The organism is Brevibacillus sp. MS2.2, from assembly GCF_013284345.1.
Taxonomy (GTDB): Bacteria; Bacillota; Bacilli; order Brevibacillales; family Brevibacillaceae; genus Brevibacillus; species Brevibacillus brevis_C.
In genome coordinates, this window is the sequence record NZ_JABSUZ010000049.1 from 1 (window position 1) to 20,821 (window position 20,821).

20 protein-coding genes and 1 pseudogene are annotated in these 20,821 nt (G+C 46.8%); 5 read left to right on the forward strand and 16 right to left on the reverse strand.

The annotated features are described in order from the left end of the window. Positions 1–310: NAD-dependent epimerase/dehydratase family protein (locus HP568_RS27025; protein ID WP_173630726.1), on the reverse strand; the 310-nt coding region annotated here is incomplete at its 3' end. 396 nt (positions 311–706) lie between these two features. Beyond that, positions 707–1,369 carry a nitroreductase family protein gene (locus HP568_RS27030; RefSeq protein ID WP_173630727.1) on the reverse strand — a complete coding sequence of 221 codons (663 nt, stop codon included), beginning with the start codon at positions 1,367–1,369 and terminating at the stop codon, positions 707–709. A 195-nt stretch (positions 1,370–1,564) separates the two neighbouring features. Here HP568_RS27030 and HP568_RS27035 point away from each other — a divergent pair, with 195 nt between their 5' ends. Next, on the forward strand, positions 1,565–2,155 hold the full coding sequence (locus tag HP568_RS27035; protein ID WP_173630728.1) for a TetR/AcrR family transcriptional regulator: 591 nt from the start codon (positions 1,565–1,567) through the stop codon (positions 2,153–2,155). 251 nt (positions 2,156–2,406) lie between these two features. Here HP568_RS27035 and HP568_RS27040 read toward each other — a convergent pair whose 3' ends face one another. Beyond that, a complete protein-coding gene (locus HP568_RS27040; protein WP_048035935.1) occupies positions 2,407–3,267 on the reverse strand; it encodes an MBL fold metallo-hydrolase in 861 nt (286 codons plus the stop codon). Between the two features lie 257 nt (positions 3,268–3,524). Beyond that, positions 3,525–4,091 carry an SLOG family protein gene (locus HP568_RS27045; RefSeq protein WP_048034278.1) on the reverse strand — a complete coding sequence of 189 codons (567 nt, stop codon included), beginning with the start codon at positions 4,089–4,091 and terminating at the stop codon, positions 3,525–3,527. A gap of 479 nt (positions 4,092–4,570) precedes the next feature. Here HP568_RS27045 and HP568_RS27050 point away from each other — a divergent pair, with 479 nt between their 5' ends. Then, on the forward strand, positions 4,571–4,993 hold the full coding sequence (locus HP568_RS27050) for a hypothetical protein (RefSeq protein WP_048034279.1): 423 nt from the start codon (positions 4,571–4,573) through the stop codon (positions 4,991–4,993). Positions 4,994–5,421: 428 nt separating this feature from the next. Next, positions 5,422–5,556 (forward strand): annotated as a pseudogene (locus HP568_RS27055) (DinB family protein); the annotation flags it as partial. Between the two features lie 232 nt (positions 5,557–5,788). Here the strand turns inward: HP568_RS27055 and HP568_RS27060 are convergent. The 7 genes from HP568_RS27060 to HP568_RS27090 all read right to left on the reverse strand — a co-directional run bounded on the left by HP568_RS27060 (position 5,789) and on the right by HP568_RS27090 (position 13,282). Further along, a complete protein-coding gene (locus tag HP568_RS27060) occupies positions 5,789–6,241 on the reverse strand; it encodes a nucleoside deaminase (protein WP_173630729.1) in 453 nt (150 codons plus the stop codon). Between the two features lie 27 nt (positions 6,242–6,268). After that, a complete protein-coding gene (gene arcC / locus HP568_RS27065) occupies positions 6,269–7,219 on the reverse strand; it encodes a carbamate kinase (RefSeq protein ID WP_048034281.1) in 951 nt (316 codons plus the stop codon). Positions 7,220–7,237: 18 nt separating this feature from the next. After that, positions 7,238–8,719: a cytosine permease gene (locus HP568_RS27070; RefSeq protein WP_173630740.1), complete on the reverse strand. Its 1,482-nt coding sequence runs from the start codon at positions 8,717–8,719 to the stop codon at positions 7,238–7,240. Between the two features lie 78 nt (positions 8,720–8,797). After that, a complete protein-coding gene (locus HP568_RS27075) occupies positions 8,798–10,225 on the reverse strand; it encodes a YlbE family protein (protein ID WP_048034283.1) in 1,428 nt (475 codons plus the stop codon). Positions 10,226–10,227: 2 nt separating this feature from the next. Then, positions 10,228–11,772: an acyl-CoA synthetase FdrA gene (fdrA, locus tag HP568_RS27080; protein ID WP_173630730.1), complete on the reverse strand. Its 1,545-nt coding sequence runs from the start codon at positions 11,770–11,772 to the stop codon at positions 10,228–10,230. Then, a complete protein-coding gene (locus HP568_RS27085; RefSeq protein WP_173630731.1) occupies positions 11,754–12,665 on the reverse strand; it encodes an oxamate carbamoyltransferase subunit AllH family protein in 912 nt (303 codons plus the stop codon). The genes fdrA and HP568_RS27085 overlap by 19 nt, the downstream gene beginning before the upstream one ends. An 8-nt stretch (positions 12,666–12,673) precedes the next feature. Beyond that, positions 12,674–13,282, reverse strand: a complete 609-nt coding sequence (locus HP568_RS27090) for an ankyrin repeat domain-containing protein (RefSeq protein ID WP_047071401.1) — start codon at positions 13,280–13,282, stop codon at positions 12,674–12,676. Between the two features lie 215 nt (positions 13,283–13,497). On the opposite strand from HP568_RS27090, the gene HP568_RS27095 reads away from it, so the two are divergent. After that, the gene (locus tag HP568_RS27095; RefSeq protein WP_173630732.1) at positions 13,498–15,192 is read left to right on the forward strand and encodes a PucR family transcriptional regulator; all 1,695 of its coding nucleotides are present in this window, start codon (positions 13,498–13,500) and stop codon (positions 15,190–15,192) included. A gap of 92 nt (positions 15,193–15,284) precedes the next feature. Here the strand turns inward: HP568_RS27095 and HP568_RS27100 are convergent, their stop codons facing one another. The 3 genes from HP568_RS27100 to HP568_RS27110 form a co-directional block, all read right to left on the reverse strand. Then, positions 15,285–15,899 carry a PH domain-containing protein gene (locus HP568_RS27100; protein WP_173630733.1) on the reverse strand — a complete coding sequence of 205 codons (615 nt, stop codon included), beginning with the start codon at positions 15,897–15,899 and terminating at the stop codon, positions 15,285–15,287. A 117-nt stretch (positions 15,900–16,016) separates the two neighbouring features. Next, entirely contained in the window at positions 16,017–16,574 is a 558-nt protein-coding gene (locus tag HP568_RS27105) for a nitroreductase family protein (protein WP_048034288.1), read from the reverse strand. Between the two features lie 66 nt (positions 16,575–16,640). Further along, the gene (locus HP568_RS27110; RefSeq protein WP_048034289.1) at positions 16,641–16,898 is read right to left on the reverse strand and encodes a hypothetical protein; all 258 of its coding nucleotides are present in this window, start codon (positions 16,896–16,898) and stop codon (positions 16,641–16,643) included. Positions 16,899–16,968: 70 nt separating this feature from the next. Between HP568_RS27110 and HP568_RS27115 the strand changes: the two genes are divergently transcribed. Next, positions 16,969–17,349, forward strand: a complete 381-nt coding sequence (locus HP568_RS27115) for a RidA family protein (protein WP_173630734.1) — start codon at positions 16,969–16,971, stop codon at positions 17,347–17,349. 60 nt (positions 17,350–17,409) lie between these two features. Here the strand turns inward: HP568_RS27115 and HP568_RS27120 are convergent, their stop codons facing one another. Both HP568_RS27120 and HP568_RS27125 read right to left on the reverse strand, forming a co-directional pair. Continuing rightward, positions 17,410–19,935, reverse strand: coding sequence for an SEL1-like repeat protein (locus tag HP568_RS27120; RefSeq protein ID WP_173630735.1), 2,526 nt, complete (start codon positions 19,933–19,935; stop codon positions 17,410–17,412). 142 nt (positions 19,936–20,077) lie between these two features. Next, positions 20,078–20,815, reverse strand: a complete 738-nt coding sequence (locus tag HP568_RS27125; RefSeq protein ID WP_048034292.1) for a PIG-L deacetylase family protein — start codon at positions 20,813–20,815, stop codon at positions 20,078–20,080. Positions 20,816–20,821: the final 6 nt, after the last annotated feature.

Sequence of the window (20,821 nt, forward strand, 5' to 3'; positions counted from 1 at the left end):
CTGTGGAGATGAAAATCAATTTGCTCTTTTCCGGCAACTGAGAAAGCAGAACATCTAGGCCTTTTTCTATTAACTCTCGTTCATCTGTTGCACTCATCAACGCCCAAATGACAACATGTGGTGAAAACTCTTGCAGTATCGTTGAAAAAGAAGGGGTGTCAGTTACATCGACCCGAAGCAATTGATGGATAGCTTGTGCAGAAAAGCATGTACCCATCAGATCAATGGCATTATCCCGCAAAAGCTCCTGATAGATTTGACTTCCCAAGTAGCCGCTAGCTCCGAGCAACAATACGCGGCATTTCTCCATGGCATGTCCCCCCTCCACCCCTTACCATTTCGATTATGATCTACTATACCACTATCTCCCATCTAGAGCGACACAGGCTGTACTCGAAGAACTTGAAATAGATCTAGTAGCGATGGGTGTTCTGCGAAAATGGACAGGCGAGTCTACAATTGTTTTTCTCTACACCAACGTGTCAAGGGTTCGCTTCGCCTTACGCCCCTTGACCTTGTTAAAATTTATCCAACAGGGTCCTCTACTCTATTCAACTAAGTTTCCATGAAATTTACTTCTTAAGATGTTGTGTAAAGTATCCCTAGAAGTAAAAACTTAAAGTAATAAAAAACGCCAATCCAATAATGGTTGGCGTCTTAGCGTATATTTTCGTTAAAATGCTAGCGGTCCCCCTTTTACAGTTTGTTATTCCTTAGGCATTTCGTTAAAGAAAGCTACATCATCGACTGCCAGCCTCACCGTCGGATGACCGGGCTTCGCCGCCTTGCCGATGGCGATCAGTATAATCGGAATGTAGCGTTCTGATACGCGGAAAGCTTCCATGAACTTTTGTTTGTCGTAGCCGCCAATCGGTACCGTGTCGTATCCTTTAGCGCGAGCGACAAGCATGAGTTGCATCGATACTAGCCCGCCGTCGGTATAAGCGATTTGGCGGATGGCCTCGGGCGGCATGCTCGAATACATGCCGGTATAGTGTTCAACCATCGATTTTGCCGTATCCGCAGGCATGAAGCCCGCATCGACCGCTTGACCGTAAATCTTCTCGGCCATCCGGATGTTCTCAAGGTCTCCTAGAACGGCGATGACAGCCGAAGCTTCGACCACTTGCTGTTGATTGAATGCGATCGGAAGCAGCTTCTGCTTCAGCTCCGGCGTGTCGATAACGAGAAACCGCCACGGCTGCAGGTTAGCCGCTGAAGGAGCCAACGTGGCTTGCCGTAGTATTTCGGCCAATTCCTCCCGCGAAATTTTGACCTCGGGATTATAACTCCGAACCGACCGGCGTTCTTGAATAACATCGAAAAAAGGTTGGTGCTCGATCGTTTGCGATGGTTGTGAAATGGACATGGTGCTCTCCTCCTTCTGGTTTGGAAAAACTGCATGCAGTTTTTCGTTCAAATACAACAATAGTTATTTAAACAACACTTGTTGTATTTGTAGGTTATAATAACAACTGATTGATCCGCAATCATCAATAACCGTAAACCGTTGTATAGACAACACCATCTCTATAATGTCGTTTTATTGGGGGAGATTGTAACCATGAGAATAAAAAAGAATGAAGCTGATCCTCGTGTGATACGTACACGGCGACTCCTTCAAGACGCTTTTGCTTCATTAATTCAAGAAAAAGACTTTGAATCGATAACCGTTAGGGATATTGCAGAACGGGCTACTGTTAACAGAGCGACTTTTTATGCGCACTTTGTAGATAAATTCGAACTTCTTGAGGCCAAACTAACGGAATCATTTATGACGATCATAAATCATAGAATAAGCGGTCACGAAGTATTAAATGAAGAAACCATTCAGAGTATTTTTCTGGGTGTATGCGATTTTCACTTGAGTCTAAGCACTATGTGCCAAAGAAGCTATAAATCGCTTGGACCTGTATTCGAAATTCAAATAAAGGAAAAAATTCAAGCGACACTTCTTTCCTTTATAGACAAAGACAAGATGCTCTCGAGTCCAAACGCGCAATTCTTAATAAATACCGCTTCTATCATGTTAAGTTGGGGGATGTATGGGGCGGCTTACGTTTGGAACAATGAGGGGCGTCTAATTAGTGCGGAAACATTCGTTAAACAGACAATGCCCTTAGTGATGAACGGAGCCAAAGAACTGCTGAGATAGGTCCTATCGCTATTGCTCTATCCTGCCCGTTCAGATGCCATAAAAACCATGAAATTCTTCGTGTTTGTGCGGAGCCGCCTCCACCTGAATTGCCTAAATCGGTTGAGTTTGAAACCGTCAGGCCATTGCACGTATTCGGACATGCAAAAACCGCAGCCTTCACTGTGTCGATCTTCGCCGTGAAGTTGCGGTTATAAGGATTTTTGTAGGTAGCTATCACAAAATCAAATGTACCCATCCAATGAATCGGATCATTGGGAGGCAGCCCCTACCATAAACCATTCGAGAGCTTCTGAAAATGCATGAGGAAGCTCTGACACCTGGAGGAAGGTACACATCTCGCTTACGATCCGTTCTCTGTTTTGCCCGTATTGCTCTGTGAGCAGAGCTAGCTGCTCCCAATCTCTAAGTTCCTTTTGAAAGGCAGCTCGATCCAATGGCCGGCCGTGCGATTCCACGAAAAGGGTTGCTTCAGACTGGTACGCTTGCTTCAACACGCGCAGAAAACGGGAGGCTGTATAACTGCGCGGTCCGCCATAGACAGAGGGACCCAAAGCATCTCCCAGGAACAGCGTTTGATCCTCTTTTACGTACACATAGCACGAATCTTCCGAATGATCTCCTCCGACACGGTTCACCTGACATGTCACGCCACCAAGGTCAATCGTGATCGATTCATCGAATAGGATATCCGGCTCGACTATTCGGATCAAGTCCCGGTTCATTCCGTACTCTTTTCTGATGTTCGCCATCGTGCTGGGATTGATGATCTTCTCCTTACAGAGCTGTTCCATGACTTCATCCGACCATTCCAGCCCCATCAGTTTGCTCAATGAATGTGCGGTTTTTGCCTGTGCGATGGTAGGTAAATCCCATGCTGACATTCCGAATGTATGATCCCAGTGCCAATGAGTCAGTATGAGCAGATCTGGAAGACGAACGCCCAGCCTTTGCAACTCCTGACGAAACAACGCGGCATGCGCCGGTGAATTTCCAGCATCAATCAAGAGGGTTTTTCTGGCCCCTGTAATGGCTGCTAGGATGGGGCGATCCGTGTCATGACTTGCATGCATAATCAAGATATGCTCGGTAATCTGTTCGATCGTGGACATTTCCTTCTCCCCTTTCCAAATACGCCAATGTAATTTTCTCTCTACAGAATGACTCAGCAATATTTTCCATGTTATCACACAACACTTCCCCCTCGCACAAACAAAAAACGCCCGTGCTACCAGGCGGTTTTGTAGATATCCCGTGAATTACCCGTACGTTAGTTGTCATTCGGCACTGGGTGGAGGGTAAAAGAAAAACCTTGAGGAAGTGGTTTCCCCAAGGTCAAATATTGCACTAATTTAAAAATCGTAAAAGTTTAGAAATGGTCATTGTATAACTCTTGCTGCTGTTCCTCTGCAATGGTCTGTAGGTCATATGCGTTAATGCGAAATAACTGATAATCGCCCATCTCCGTTTTTTTTGCGGCGAGCTTACTTAGAAATTTCGGGGAGCCTTCGTTTTCTTCATCGTAAACTAACAAGATACCGTCTGAATTGGATAGCAAGAATTTGTCTTTCTCTCCAAGCTGCCAAACTCCCTGATAAGGTGTTTGATAGACACTATTGATATAGTCGGCTTGCGTCACAATATTTCGGTAGTAATCCTGGGTTTCTTCTTTCCACTTTTCCTCTTGATGCAAAAACGGAGTAATTACCGCCAGTTTTAGATGTGGATACTCCTTTTTCAATTCCAGAACAGTTTCGGCTGTCCACATTTCTACCCCGAGTTGACCTGATATGATGACCCATTCCAAATCTTCCTCAAGGAATCTTACGAGTTCTCGCTTTAATGCTTTCTTAATAATAGCTAACCCCGGATTTTTTTCATTGAAAATGCCAAGCTCGTGAGCCTTGTATCCTGAAACAAATAAACGTTTTAACATGTTGCCACCTCTAGTTCAAAAGAACTCTAGCAAAAGATAGATTTCTTTTCACTCGCTGTCTATACATTCGTGTTCCGTCTCATATTTTTCTTATATTATCACAAATTGAAACGACTCAGGATAGATGATTCGTTTGCTTCACATTTTAAACACCCGTGAACTACCATCCGGTATCGGGTGTATTCCTCTTCGGTGTTATTCGCCCACCAGACAGGATAAAAAATACGAACGCTCATCATAAAACCCGAAGCACACGTTAAGTCATTGCTGTTCATCATGCATCCCACACTGACGCAACGAAAAATTTTACCAAGCACAATACATACGCTGATTGAATATGATTGTTATGTGAAACAGTCAGTGTGTACGCTCGCTGGATTTCTTTGGACTAAAGGGTGAAACTTAAGAAATAGTAGTTTACAGTCTCACCTCACACCGATATGTAAGAGCAACTACTTGTTAGGTGGGGGGAAGAGTAGATGGATTCTTCAGCAAATGGCGAAAAAAAGAAGCAGTCTACCAATGGTTCATCAAATAACGAAAAAAAGAAGCAGTCTACTAACGGTTCATCAAATAACGAAAAAAAGAAGCAGTCTACTAACGGTTCATCAAATAACGAAAAAAAGAAGCCAACAACCAATAATCAATCGGCCTTACAATGCCTAACGGGCCCAAATTTAGAAATCCTCGTGGCTGTTCTTCTTTTAACTGGAAAGTTAAGAGTGGATTCTGTTCAATTGTTTAGACAAGCTACGATGATTGTCGGCTTAACAGGAGAGTTCATTACACTTAGCGATCTCAACAATAAAAACGTCGATAATATGCTGAAATTTCTTAATGACAACGGGAACATGACCGTAGATGATATCATTTCGGCTCTTAAAAAGAAAATGAATAACTAATGAGTTTTTAAGAAAGGAATGAGGTGAATTCGATAATGAAAAATTTTGATGGTGCAAGTTTTTCAGAATCAGTATTATTCATTATTTTACTTGCATTGCTGCTATTTGGTTCAACTGATATTGCTGGTCTTTCCGCTCAGCCTACAAAGGCCTAGAGAACGTTGTATACCCACATTCCCCCCGTGCCTTCTCCTTTAAAACTGGTGGGACTAAAAAAGCGACCGTGTTTAGCGGAAAGTTTATAGGCGCTTCGAAAAGTTTAAGCATGCAAAAAGCCGGATTACCGCGGGGTAATTCGGCTTTATAACTATCACGAGTTCTAAGCCACGGACATATGTTTCATGTAAGGCAATCCTTTCTGGATTTCCCCTCCCGAATAATTTCATTCTACCTACTCTTTGACCTTACTTGATAATAATGTTGTAGGCTTTACGAATTCTGTACGGGATATTTGAACTCATGTAGCATTGCATGGTCAGTATCATCGAGGACAGATTAACTCACGACTTCGAGCAGTTGGTATTGAACCAGTTAATGTTGACTTTATTACATTTGTGAGATAAATGATTCGGGTTCTCACCAGCTTTGTTGGTTCATCGGTACCTTATAAACGTAGAATGATCATTGTGATTGTTCTTTCAAGATGTCACAACAGTTATCTCAGAACGAATAACCGCCTATCGAAAGGATACGGGCTTTCGCACACACCAAACTTATAAATTCCTATCTGCTGAAAAAGGGCCCTTATAAGGCCCTTTTTTCATGCTCCGAACATCCGTATTTGTCGTCTGCTATTTAGTCTTTGTTCAGCCGATGAAAGTGGGTAAACAACTGATCGCAGTCCTCACGCTTCTCCACTTTGATCATGTTCAAAACACTCTTATCCTTACCGGAAAAATAGTCGCGAAGATGCTTATCCGAAAAACCGTTCTCATGTGCATCCTCCGCAGTCGAGCAGTAATGAACGACCTTGATGCCAGACCAAATGATGGCACCCACGCACATCGGGCAAGGCTCGCAAGTCGCATAAATTTCGCAGCCTGTCAAATCCATCGTGCCCAGCGTCTTGCACGCTTCGCGAATGGCTACCATCTCTGCGTGCTGAGACGGGTCCATATCTGCCATCATGCGATTGCTGCAAACGGCGATGATCTCGTCCCCTTTCACGACAACCGCTCCAAAAGGTCCGCCGAGCTTGTTGTTCATGCCTTCCATCGTTTTTTTCACTGCCAGCTTCATGTAATCCATTGCCTTGCATCCTCCCTTAAGAGGCCTTTATTTTACGATGTGTGTCCCTGCTTTGTTCGTAATCGCATCCTTTAAGCTCTCCGGGTTCGTAATGATTACGCTTGACCCGTTTTTCTCCAAAAAGCTCAGGCTGGCCTCAATTTTTGGCAGCATGCTGCCTTTTGCGAAATGCTCTTCACGAACGTATTGCTTTGTTTCCTCTACCGTAATGCGCTCCAGTGCCTTTTGATTCGGCTTGCCGAAGTTAATGCATACCTGCGGAACACCTGTCGTGATGATCAATGTCTGTGCATCGATTTGCTCTGCCAGCAAGCTGGTTGCAAAATCTTTGTCGATGACAGCATCAATCCCATCGTACGTATTTTCACCCGATTTCACAACCGGAATACCGCCGCCGCCAACAGCGACTACCACATATCCCGCTTCGATCAACGATTTGATTGCGTCTTTTTCCACGATGTCGATTGGCTTTGGAGAAGGAACCACTCTTCTGTAGCCGCGACCGGAATCCTCGATAAATACCCAGTCCGGATGCTCTTTGCGCATCTCTTCCGCCTGCTCCAGCGTGAAGAAGGAGCCGACTGGCTTCGTTGGATTTTCGAAGTTCGGATCATCCTTGCTGACTTCTACCTGTGTGATGACGCTCGCAACCTTTTTGTTGATTCCTCTTTTGGCAAATTCGTTGGTGAGTGCTTGCTGGATTTGGTAGCCGATTCCGCCTTGCGTATCCGCCACGCAATTGACCAGCGGGATCGTAGGCATTCCGGACACTTCATTGGCGATTTCGCATCTTTGCAAAGCAAATCCAACCTGCGGTCCGTTGCCGTGCGTAACGACAACGTTGTACCCTTCTTGCACCATATCTGCAATATTTGCTGCGGTTTCACATACGGCTTCATACTGGTCTTGAATCGTGTTGCGACCATTATCCTTAACTAATGAGTTGCCGCCGATTGCAACAATAACGAGTTTTTCCACTGGGCACTTCTCCCTTTGTTAAGATACTTTTGCAGTTGTTTCACTCTGCGTGATCGTGCTTGGCTTGTTCCATTTATAGCACAGCGCATACAAAACGCCGGATATGATCGACCCGCTAAGGAATGCTGACTTGCTGATGTTTGCCAATAGTGGCACATTTGGCAAGAAAGAGCCGGATAGCGTAATCAAGAAGCTGACGATCAATACGCCGCATGCCACCATATTAATACCGTTTTTGTATTCTCCGTTTTCACCTGGTTTTACGTAGATCGCAGATAAATCTAGCTTTCTCTTTCTTTCAATGAAGAAGCTGACTAGCATGATCCCCGTAATTGGACCGTACATGGAGCCGATAAAACTATAGAACATATACAGCGCGGCCGTACCATTCACCAGCTTCCAAGGTAAAATGACAGTCCCCAATACAGCGGTCAAGATAGCCGCTGATTTCACTGTAAACATTTTCGGAAGAAGCGCTGTCATTTGCAGTCCAGATGGAAGCAAATTTCCAAACACAACATAGCTCGTCGAACCTATATTCAGTGCCAGCAACAAGATAATGACGGCAACAGGATTCCCAATTTGATCAATGGCAGCGACGACATTAAAGTCTTTGATGCCAAACGCAATTTGCGTTCCAACCAACAATCCTACACACGTAATTCCAAACAGGATGTAGGATGCAATCATTCCAAGCGGCAGACCAATCATCGGAGCTTTCGGGTGTTTTGCCCTTTGCGTAAGGTCTGCAATATTTACAATCGGGCCACCCCAGTTCGATACCAATGCACTTACACATGCGATAAATACAAGCCAATTCTCCATCGGTTTGGCAGGAGCATAAGCAAAGATTGGACCAAATCCGCCAGCAACGCTGATCGCCCAAATCGCTGCACCTACAATGAAAATATAGATGATCGGTGAAGACCATTTACTAAACAGACTGAGAATTTTCATTCCACCTAAAAATAATCCAACTGTAATGACCCAGAGGATCACATAAGAAAGCATGGTCGGGAAATCTAATCCGAGAAAATCAAAGCCTGGAACCATATTCATATAGCCAGGGAATATTTTCTCAAAAATGACATTAAAGGATTGTGCGCCAATAATTGTTTTTGTCCCAAAAAACACAACCCCAGCGATAAGCCCACGACATATAGCAGGAATGATCGAGCCTTTTACACCAAAGGAGCTGCGCAACAGCATCGAATAGCCAATCCCGTACTTCTGTCCTGCATAGCCATTCAACACATAGCCAGCCGAAACAATCAAGGCAGCAATCATGACTGCCCACAAGACTTGCGGAACGGATAATCCGAGGACAAAGAATCCGGCTACCGTCATGTACGACATGAGATTATGCACAGCGCCCATCCATACGGTCACGTAGTTAAAGGTGCCCCAATCTCGATTTTCGGAAGTCTTTGGCAAAATATCGTCCGCGTATCCATAGGACTTGAATTCTTCATATGATTCCTTTACGTTTGCCTGTCCCATGTTCATTCACCTTCCTCATTCAACCCAGCTTTCGCAACCTTCTTTTGCTGCGAAAGCTGAGTCACCTAGGATGAAAAGCTATTCGCTAATCGTTTCCGTCACTGCGAGCAATGCCTTTTCAAAAGCTTCCATTGGCGGATACGTAATGCCCGCACCGATCATGCCGATGCCTGCGTCTTTATGCGCAATGGCGGTGTTGATAATCGGCAGAATGCCTGTTTGGATCACCTGACGAATATCGATTCCTGTCGGTACTCCGCTAAAGTCCAAGAGTGGAATCGTGACGTTTGGATTTTCTGCTGTCGTGATTTCTTTCATCGTGGTGGAGAATCCGATCGCTTCTTCAACCGTTCCGCCTACGAGCGCGACAATCGCTGGAGCTGCTGCCATCGCGAAGCCACCGATCCCATATGTTTCGGTGATCGCACTGTCCCCGATATCCAAGCCGGAATCCTCTGGCTTGTAGCCGGCAAACATCGGACCGATTACCTTTTGTGCTGGTCCAGTAAACCATGTGTTGCCAGCCATACCGCTTACACGGATACCGAACTCTACGCCATTGCGCGCCATTGTGGTGACAATCGTGCTGTTCTCGATTCCATGTGCTGCATCCAGCGCGCATTTGCACATCGCCATCCATGTCGGACCAGAGAAGTAATCGCTGCTCGCTACGAAATCGAATACTTCGCGCTTTTGTTCTTTTGTGAATTCTGTCTCCAAAATGTACGGAGTCAGCGCTTGAATCAACAAGCTCGTACCTGCATTGTTGCGGTTGTGGCATTCGTCACCCATGTGCAGTGCTTGCGCCAGCATGAGACGCAGATCGATTTCACCTGCAATTTTCATCGCATCACGCAGCATCGGTCCCAATACATCGCGCATCCAGTTCAGACGAGCGATGACACTTTCATCGTTGGCACCCATGCGCAAAATTTTAGCCATTTGCTCACTGAGGTTGGTATAAGCGACGTTGCCATACGTTTTGTTTTTCACCACATGCATGAACATCGAAGCAGATGTGACACCTGCCATGGAACCTACGCAGTTGTGTTCGTGGCATGGAGAGAACGTGATCGCGCCAGACGCAGCTACCTGTTCAGCTTCCTCGATGTCTTTTGCCAAGCCCTCGAATACAATTGCGCCAGTTACGGCACCTTTCATCGCGCCGCACATTTTGTCCCATGTAATAGGTGGACCTGCGTGCAGAATCGTGGTTTTGGTCATGCCCGGTACTACATTGATCGCTTGGTCGAAGCCAACAAGCATCGGCTGGGAGTTGATGATACGCTCTACCGCCAGCTTGTTTGCCGCAGCGATTTTCTCAGCGACAGCAACGTTTTCCAGTCTGTCGAGAGCGTTGATCAGCTCAGGCTTTCCGCCGCCTGGTGGCTTCCAATCCAGATGAGACGCATTCGCATTTTGCTTGATGATATCGTCTTTGAAAAACTCGATCCCTACGTTGATCGCATGAATTTTCCCGTTAAACAGCTCGTTGATTTTGCTCATGATTATTCCCCTTTCGCAACAAATTCTCTAGCCAGAAGACCTGCATTCGTGCTGCTGCTTGCAATCGTTACGCCCGCATCCATCAGCTTCTTCACTTGTTCATCGAAGTTCGGTGTATCGAGGTCGGTTCCCAGCACGTAGCCCAGGATTTCCAGATGTCTGCCTTCCTTGGCAGCCTGCGCCTTTGCTTCGATGATCGCTGGCAGCATCACGCCTACTGGATCTTCGTGGGAACCGAAGCCCAAGATGAAGTCCATCAGAATGACCCCAACGGAAGGATCTTTTGCTTCTTCCAAAAATCTTGCGATGCGCGTGGAAGGATCGATCATCGGATGCGGCTTGCCATTTGTAAAGTCGTCATCACCCATGTCGAGGAAAGTGTGAGCCTTGCTCTCATGGATGTTTTTCAGCTTGTAATCTGCTTTCTTTTGGATGTTGCTGTATACGTCTTCATACTTGTCCATTGCGAGGTACATGGCTTCGTCGCACAGCGTACCACCACAGAACAGCCCGCGAACGTATTTTTGTTCAGGTGTCAGCTTTGCCCGGACTTCTTCAATCAGCGGCCAGTTGAGTGCGCGCTTGTTAAGCTCGTCTTCGTTGGCACCAGCCAGCACAACTGCTTTGATGGCTGCTTCCTTGCTCGTCTTGGCAAAATGTCCGCCTGCCTCGAGAACTGCTGTCTCTTCTCCACCAATGAAGTACACAACCACAGGTTTTTTGCAGCTTTTCACTTGTGCCAACACTTTTTCCTGAACACTTGGTGCCGGCGGCTTGGAAATGAGCACGATGACCTTTGTCGCCTCATCCTCTTCCAGTGCTTTGATTCCGTCGAGCATCATGATGCCGCCGACTTGCTCGGAGAGGTCGCGACCGCCTGTACCGATTAGCTGCGTGATACCGCCGCCGAAGTCGTGAATACGCACGCTTACCTCCTGGCTGCCTGTACCAGATGCACCTACGATCCCGATGTTGCCTTTTCTCACGGCGTTTCCGAAGCAAAGGGCCACATTGCCGATAATCGCTGTACCGCAGTCAGGTCCCATCATCAAGAGGCCTTTTTCATGCGCGAATTGCTTGAGGGCGATTTCTTCCTCGATGCTTACATTGTCGCTGAACAGCATGACGTGCAAATCGTTTTCCAATGCTTTTCTCGCTTCTCTCGCAGCGAATGCACCGTTTACCGAAATGACAGCGAGGTTTGCCTCTGGAATGCTGGCTGCCGCTGAATCAATCGTGGAGTATTTGATCTCTGTTGCTGATTTGCTGCTGCCTTTTTTCTTGAACAGTTCTTCGATAGCCATGAGAGCGCTCTCGCACAGCTCGTCTGTCGCTGCCTTCACCACGATCATCAAGTCACTCGTTTTCGCTGCTTCCAGCTCAGGTGTGAGCAAGCCTACGTTTTTCAATACCTCTTTGTTCATGTCGGTGCCCATCGCGATAACCGCTTGTTCGACACCTTCAATTTGATTCGCTTTTGTGGATAGAGACATCAGGGATACCGAGTCAAAATACGTGCTTTGCTTGATTACGACTTTGGTAGACATACATTACCTCCAGCTTCTAGATTTCGTTCCAAACCACATAGGATGCCAAGCAGGATATCCGTACCCGACGACGAGCCGATCCCGATGATTTTGTCTAAAGCAGGGACAAGCTCTTCCATGGAGCCGGACACCATGCATGAAAGTAAGTTATTTAGTGACTCTCTTACTTGTCCATGGGCTGCTTTTTTCAGCGTGATCGCACTGATTTCGTTCGTTAATGCTTGGGACGAACGGATGATTTCATCGAAAAATGGGCATGCCAAACAAGAGGAAATGTTTCGCATTTTGTATACACTGCACAATCCCACTAAAAAATCGTCACCTGAGGGTGTTAACCCCGGCCCCAGTCCGATAAGACTTATCGCATGCTGAGTAGCTGACCCTATGCGGTTGTTCGCCAGATCGTCGGAAAGCATACCTGCACGCTGAATCAGCATACGGGACATCTCTTTCTCAAACGGACTGGCAGGTTGGGAGGACATTTTCATGCCCCCCGTCTTGCCGTATACGTCCACGTAGTTTTTCGTGAACGCCACATTTCTGCGCAATACATCTATGCCTTCTATGTCACAAGGATAGGAAGGAAGCTCACCTTCCCACTTTGTTGCTTGCTGAATCCATATTCGCAAATCCGCTCCAATAACGAGCGTGCTATCTTCCGTAATGACCGGAGTGTTAACGGACAGCCCCAGCTCCGAAAAGCCTTTAACATCAATGATGAGCGTGTTCGGTGCATTGTCTAGCTGATGGTTGCCAATGGTGTACAATTCCCCGTTTTCGCTGCATGTCAAATTGATCGTTCGCTCAAAAATACTGTGTACGGTCCCGCTAAAGTTTGCTCGTGCCAAACGCTCAAGGAAACCAGCATCGCCAGACAACGCCTGGATGTACATGGGACGCTTTACTTTGCTCCTGCTTCCAGCAAGATTTTTTCGATCTCGGTGTAGCCTTTTCTTCTCGCAAGCTCAAGCGGTGTTACGCCGTATTTATCTACCATGTGCACATTGCAGCCATGCTCAATCAACAGCTTGATGATCGTTTGTTGCTTCTCGCCGCCATCACCTAAGATGATCGCTTCAATGAGTGGTGTCCAACCCACAAAATTGGTATGGTTTACGTTGATGTCAGTCGTCGTTACGAGCTCACGTACGATGTCCACATGACCTTTTTCGCAAGCAGGTGTAATCCCTACTCCTCCAAAACGAGTCAACAGCTCCAGATTTGTTCCTGCCTTGATCATCATTTTGACAAGCTCCAGCTTACCGTTGATGCAACCGAACAGGAACGGGTTGAAGCATGTTTCATCCTGCAAATCTACATCTGCACCCGCTTCTACCAAAAACGATACCGCTTCCAATTTGTCGTTCATGGCAGCAGTCAGAATCGCTGTACGCTTTTGTCTGTTTCTTGCGTTAATATCTACGCCCTGCTCCAGATGCTTTTTCAGTGCTTCGATATTTCCCTCAGCCGCTGCCTCGAGAAATGCTTGTACTACGCTTTTGTCTGTCATAGTAAGCCCTCCATGATCTCGTGATGGAACAACCCGCCAAGATTGGCTAAGCGCTTGCTCTTTTAAAAAACAATTAGACAAGCACCCGTACTTACATCATTATTTTAGACAGGGTGATTGGAATCGTCATTGTGTATGGAAACTAAAAAAATCGAGGTTCACTTGTGCACATTGCACAATTACAGGAATCCTTTTGTGGCAAAGGAGTGAACAGGGTGCTGACCATCAAAGATTTGCTTACCATTCAATCCATAGACGGCATCAAAATCATCGCCGGAGAGCAAGGCATCAATAACGTCGTCTCCATCGTCAATATCATGGAGAACCCGGATGCTTTTGACTGGCTGTCTTCCAATGAATTACTGCTCTCCACCGGATATATTTTCAAGGACAATCCCGAGCTGCAAAATAAAATCATCAAGGAGCTGGCGGAAATCAACTGCTCCGGTCTCTGCATCAAGATGCACCGCTATTTCGATCAAATCCCGCAAAACATGATTGATCATGCCAACAAGTATGGGCTCCCGCTCTTGGCCCTGCCGTTTGAATACACGCTGTCTAAAGTGATTGCCATTATTAACGAGAAAGCCTCCGGGCGCTATGATTTGTTGAACCGCAAAACATTGGACATGCATAAGGCCCTGTTTCGCATTGCGCTGGAAGGTGGCGGACTAGATCGGATCGCTTCCGAGCTGTCTGAGACGATCAACAATCCAATCCTTATTCTCGATCAGGACTGGCATCTCTTGCATTACACGGAAATCTGGCACAATCCGATTCCACTTGACTCCTGCCTGACCTTAAGCAAAAACAGGCCTGTTTTTACCCGTGACTTCACCGAGTCCGTCCCCAAAAATATTAGCCAGATCAAAAAGTCGATCAAGCGTATCTACCATGCGAAAGATGATGAGATTAAATGCAGGATTCTACCCGTTGCTGTAGCCAATCACATCTACGGATACATCGTCGTCTGGCAAACCGTTTGGGAGCTTACGGAATTTGACTACATCGTACTGGAACAGGCGTCCACCATCGTGGCGCTGGAGCGGATCAAGGCGAGGGAAATCGAGGAAGTGAAGCTGAAGATCAGACAAGACTTTTTCGATGACTTACTCACTGGTAAAATCACTTCGGCTGACTCGCTGCAAACCTTATGCGATTTGCACGGACTGCAATCGAGCTACATGTATTTTTGTATGGTTATTAATATCGAGCCGGTTGAGCTGGAAAATTTGGAGGATATTATCGATCGCAAGTACGAGCTGGATCGGATCGCCAAAAAATGCGTGGATCTTGTGTACGATTACGCGAGCAAAGCACCGGGAGAGGTGACCTGCTTTTATCGGAACAATCGAATCATCATTCTCATCGGGCAAAATGAACATCGCCCTGTGGTGTCTGCAAGTGAAGCGAAGCAATTCGCCAATGAGCTGTACAGCGCTCTCGTGGACAAAATCAAGAAAACCTTGTTCTTTATTGGGGTAGGACGTCAATATAAAAACATCGCTTCGCTTCATAAAAGTTTTTCCGAAGCACATGAAGCGATCCGCCTGATGCAGAAGTTCAACAGCAAGGGCGACGTCTCTCATTTCGATGATTACTCCGTCTATCATTTCCTGGATTCCAACATTAAGGACATTGAACTGGAAGACTTCTTTTTAAAGCGTTTGGGGAAGCTGTACGAGCATGATCAAGAGTTCGGCACAAGCCTCATGGTGACCTTGGACAATTACTTTCTGTACAATCAAAACGTCAGTGAAGCGGCGAAAGCGATGTTCATTCACCGTAATACGTTTATTTACCGGATCGAGAAGATCAAAGAGATTTTGAACATGGATTTGAAAAACTCGGAGGAGCTGCTTCAAATCCAGTTGGCGCTCAAGATCGGCAAGCTTTTGCACAAGGAGTAGAGCTCGAAAGAGTAGGAGCTTGTCGAAGATTTCGCTTGAATACAAAAAGAGCCTTTTTAAAGAGGCTCTTTTTCCTTCATTATTACTACTTTTTAGTTATGAATATATTTTTCAAAGACTTTACCAAAGTCTTTAACGACATACTTGTATCGGATGTCTTCCAGCCAATCGAAGGTGTATTGGTTGATGGACTTGAATTGTGAAGCTACGTCTGCTTGCTGGCCTGTTACGCGACCCAGTGTGCTTTGGGCGACGTGGAGGCTTTCTTTTGCATGCTGGAGCGCAAGTTCGTTATCGTGCATAATCGATGCGATCTTCACAAGAGCTTTGTAGAGGTCTTTTAGCTCCTCCAAATGCTTTTTGTTGACATCGATCGAGTAGTGCTCACTGCCCATCGTGAACTTGATTTCTACATCCAAATCGACGGTTCCGGCTGTTTCCAAATACACGCCAGAGATCGGGTGTGTATGGTAGGAATAGCGGCGCAGCATGCGCTTTTTGCTAGTGGCACTCGTTCCATCCAGATGAACCAGCCCCAGATTGGTGAAGCAATACTCGTCGGACTTTGATTTGATCAAAAAGTAAATTTTTTCATTATCCTCGTGCATGATGTAATCATCAGCGTCCACCTTGTCGTAATCCGCTGGCTTTACCACGATTCCCACATTGCTCAAGCCAAGTGCGTCTGCCGCAAGCTTTCCAAACATTATGAAACAGCTCCCCTCGATATGTACGTCTAACCTTACCATTTATACGTGCGTGGGGGGGACTTAGTTGCAAACAACTACTGTGATTCACCCAGTTTTTTAAGAAGGCCTGCTTGATTACAGCCAGGTCGTCTTTTCTTCCGCTGCCACCCGACTGGTCTCAGGAGCATCTGCCTCAGGATAGCCAATGAACAGTGTGCCCACGACCTTTTTATTTTCAGGCGATCCGAGGAATTGCAGCAAGCGCTCGTCGCGAACCAAGCCTACTCCTCTCGTGCGCCATACCATGCCCAGTCCCAGTTCCTTCGCTGCCAGCCACATGGAGTGAATCGCGCAGCAAACCGCGTATTCGTTATCCTCTGAGGATGCTTCATCCCCTGGGATTACATCAGCGGTGGCGACAATGACGAGCGGTGTTTTTTCCAGGACGGCTAAGGAATCCTGCACGAGATTCGGCTTGGTCGGAAAACGCTCCAGCAAAAATTGCTTCGCGATTTCCTCGAACCGCAGCTTCGCTTCTCCTCTGATCACGTAAAAATGCCACGGCTGACGCAAGCGGTCGTTCGGGGCTAACACTGCGCAATCTAGCAACGCTCGGATTTTTTCGGTTTCTACTTCTTTTGGAATATAGTTACGCACGGCTCTTCTGCTTTTAAGTGCCTCTAGTACGGACATGCTGGGTTCCTCCTCGGTTGTACCATTTTCTTGCCAATCTCAATCATTATATCGTATAGGCATCCTTCAACGGGAATGAATCGCCAAATGTGCTTGATGTTCGTCTTCGATTGCCACGTAGATGTCGTATTGCTTATGGTCTTCTACTTGGGGCATCATCCCCATGTCTCCCCCTAAATGACGAAGCGCATGAGAGTGAATACGTGTCCGAAAACGGATGCCATGAGCGTCCAGTTTATATGCCGCACGCACGTATTCTTGATGACCAATCGCAGTGTAGATCAAGGACTTGTACTTGGAAAAAAGAGTGAGAAAAAAGTTCATAAACTGCTCCACTCCCCTTCTTTTTTGTAGTATATTCCAATTATTGTGGAAATGAGAGGGGCTTTCTACTATGAGTCGAAAAAAAGTATTCACCGGTTCGCCTTGGGAGCCTGTCGTGGGCTATTGCCGCGCAATCCGAATAGGAGACCGGATTGAAGTGGCTGGCACCACTGCTATGAAGGACGGAGAAGTCGTTGGTGTAGGCGATGCCTATGAACAGACAAGGTTTATCCTGGAGACGATTGAAAAAGCATTGCGAGAATTAGATGCTGATTTGTCTCATGTGGTCAGAACGCGGATGTTTGTAACGGATATCAGCAAGTGGGAAGAGATCGGAAAAGCACACGGGGAGTTTTTCCGCGAGATTCAGCCTGTCGCTACGATGGTTGAGGTCAAGGCATTGATTGACCCGCGTCTGCTTGTTGAAATTGAAGTGGAAGCCATTGTTTAGCATGCTGGTTAGTTGGAAGCGGACCGACGAGTTATTCTGTCGATCCGCTTTTTGCTTTTTCTACGATTGGGTAAGCTCCTCAGGGATATCAAGACCTGCCTTTTCCGCTTCTTCGATGTACTTTTTCACCAGGAGCTCGTCCGCATATTGTGCTTCGTTTCGGTAAATCCTTGCCAGCTCGATATGCGCATGCGGGTAGTCTCTTTCCAAAGCAGCGTGAAAATAAGTGATGGCGGCCTCGATATTTTTGGCTGTGCCGTAACCATTATAGTAGAAGATTCCCAAATTATAGGCACTGATATCGCCGCCTGCTTCGTAATCCTGGTGATAATAATGCAACGCCTTTTCGTAGTCTCCTTTTGAATCGTTCAGATAGCCAAGCCACTCAAAAACCGGCGAGCCCAATAACTCCCCCTGTTCATAATGCCAGAGGGCCTTGTCCAAATCTTGCGGCACCAGCTCCCCGTCATAATAGATGGCACCAAGATTGTTGTGAGCCAGCGCATGACCGTGTTCTGCCGCCTTCCCCATCCAGTACATTGCCTGATCGGAATCTGGCTCCGTGCCTATCCCGTGTCGATAGCAGCAGCCCAAACCGTTCATAGCGTAGTGGTTGCCTGCCATCGCCCCAACTTCGTACCAGTAAAAAGCTTTATCAGCATCCTCGAAGCCTTCTAGACTGTAATACATATGGGCAAGGTTGTTCATAGATGGTGGATAGCCCTTTTCGGCAGCAAGCGTATCGTACAGAATGGCTTTCTCATAATCACCTGCTTCATACGCTTCCATGCCCAGGTTGTACAACGTTTCTACCGGCGTGTACTGATCTACGCTGCCACCATCGGATTGCTCCCCTTTGGCATAAGCCAGCAGTCGCTTGCGAACCTCGGCATCAAAATAATAGCTGTAATACCGATCTTCGACATCCTCTAAAACGAGCGCTTTATCTGCCCTCGACAGCCCGTACTCGCTTACTAAATAAACGTCGTGGCCCTTGAAGGCATAAGCATAACCCTCAACCAATGCCTTTTTCACCACCAAATCGAATTCGAAATCACTCCGTTGTTTTTCCAGCGAAAAGGCAATGCTCCATAATCCATTTCTCTTCAAAGCATACGCATCCTGATGCAGCCAACAAATACTTTCATAATCGTCCAAAGGGAATAGCCATGCTGGCTGATCGGCATCCCCATGAAAAACGCCTAGCTTTCCATCTTTTTTCGCAAGCACCTGATCGCCCTGCCCTGATTCTGTATACACCTGCAAATCAATCAGTTCATCGTATTCGTACGGCAACAGAAGACTCTCCTGCTGCTTGCCATAAGCGGCGTACTTCTTCCCCTTGCGCAGAACGAGCAAATTCGGAAAATGGGTTTGCCGATTCAGTTTATCAAAGCCGGATGCGCCGACAGTGCCGTCCTTTTTGTACAAGGTGCTGTGAGTTGCATCCTTGTGCGGTTTGACGAGGGTAAGCCCTTCTCCGATATGTTCCACCGCCGTCAGCGGGAAGTCTCCGACGTATTGCCAATATTCGTTAAAGATTTTCCGATTTTTCCTGCCTTTGACCGCCGTATGGTAAAAGCCGTCCCCACACTTGAAAGCTTCTTCATGCTCAAAATCAATCGTTACAGAACCAGCTTCGTCTAGCACGCCCCATTTTCCGTCTTTCTTTGCCGTATAAAATCGTTGGCAATCAAGCGGTTCCAATTCTTCATAGTGGGTAGGGACAATGATTTTGCCTTCCAGATTGATCAGACCATATCGATCGTTTCGTTTGACAATGGCACCAGCCGAGCCGTATTCAAAATCGTAGGCATCCTCCCACTCCAATGGAATGACGATTCTCCCGGATTTATGTACATAGCCATAGCTGCCATCTCGGGCGACCACGGCGAGATCTTCGGAAGCGAAATCGTAAAAGGCATCGAACTGAGGGGCGAGCAATACGTTTCCCTCTTCGTCTTTGAGGCCGAACAAGCCGTCTTCCTCAAAAATCTCCACGTCGGGGTGTTCTTCATAAGGCTGCCAGATGTGTCCCCAGCCGTATTGGTAATCCTCATAATTGAGCAGCTCGGCAAAAGTACGAAAGCCCGGGTTCACGTCCATCAATTCGGAGTAGTTCAACAGCGAGATGTCATCGTTGTCCATTGCCTTCGTAATCATCTCGTTGTTATAAGCAATATTGGCGCGCAAAGTTTCTGCCTGCTCGTCATGAGGGATGTCATCCATATTGAATACGTCCCAGGCATCGATGTGAAAATACGGAAGCTTTCGTTTTTCCAGATAGCTGAAAAGCTGATTTCTCGCTTCCAAAAATGCTTCCTTGTTACGGATTAACCCTTCCTGTCTCTCCAGGAAATCGTAAAATCGCCTCACGTTTTCGATGCCTGCCTGCGCGTCGTAATAGATTCCGGAATTGTCCGGTTCGGTGTGGTTGTTGTAATTGTTTCCAGCGATCGAACCACCTTCTATGAAAAGCGGTTGCAAGAGTAGGGGAACCTCATAGCCCCATTCCACCATCATCGTGTCGTCGTCTTGTGCTTGAGAAGGTTCACTGACGTTATATACATAGACTCTGTGTGACATGTCTTCTCTCCCTTTGATTTCCAATTGCACTTGATCACATTTAAGCAAATCTAGCAGGACAAAACAATCCGACTGATGGGCTATCCATTGAAAAAGGCTGACTAGCAAAAATCATGCTGGTCAGCCCTTTCTACTTTTTAGATTACAGGTCAATGACAGGAATACTCCCACCCACACTAACCGGTTCAATCACCTTGCCCGCAGACCGCACCAAAGTAAAATACTCATAGCAGCCGATGACCCCAAAATCCCCATCGATAACTCCCGGATAAGCGCGATTCACGGAATACTCCTGACTTAAGTGAGCCTTCAGCGCCTCTCCTTTTTGCATCCGATAGCCCGAAATATCGACCTTGCCTGTAATCGGAACTGCTGGCTTTGGACCATGATCCGGGCAATGATCGTAGTAGTGCGGGATCGAAACATAGTACAGATCAGGATATTCTGCCGGAGTCAAGCATGCCTCCGCTTGTTCGACCGCTCGCGTCGTCGCCTCGCACGTGACGATATGATCGGGATGACCCGTTACCCCGTCAGGCGGAAACGTAACGACGACATGGGGCTTCCATTCCTCTATCGCTTCCCGAATCTTACCCGCCAGCTCATCCAGATCGGCATTTTGCAAGGAACCATCCGCGTACCGGAACAAGTCGAGACGACTGATTCCGAGCACTTCCGCTGCTGTTTTCAGCTCTAGCTCTCGATGTTTTGCCAGCTTTTCTCTGCAATCGATATCGAATGGACCGCTGCGTCCTTTGCAGCCGGAGGTAATGCACAAATAACACGTTTCATATCCAGCGTCCTTGCACTTTGCCAACGTTCCCCCGCAGGCAAAAGATTCATCGTCAGGATGGGGAAAGACAACCATTACTCTTTTCATTACTGG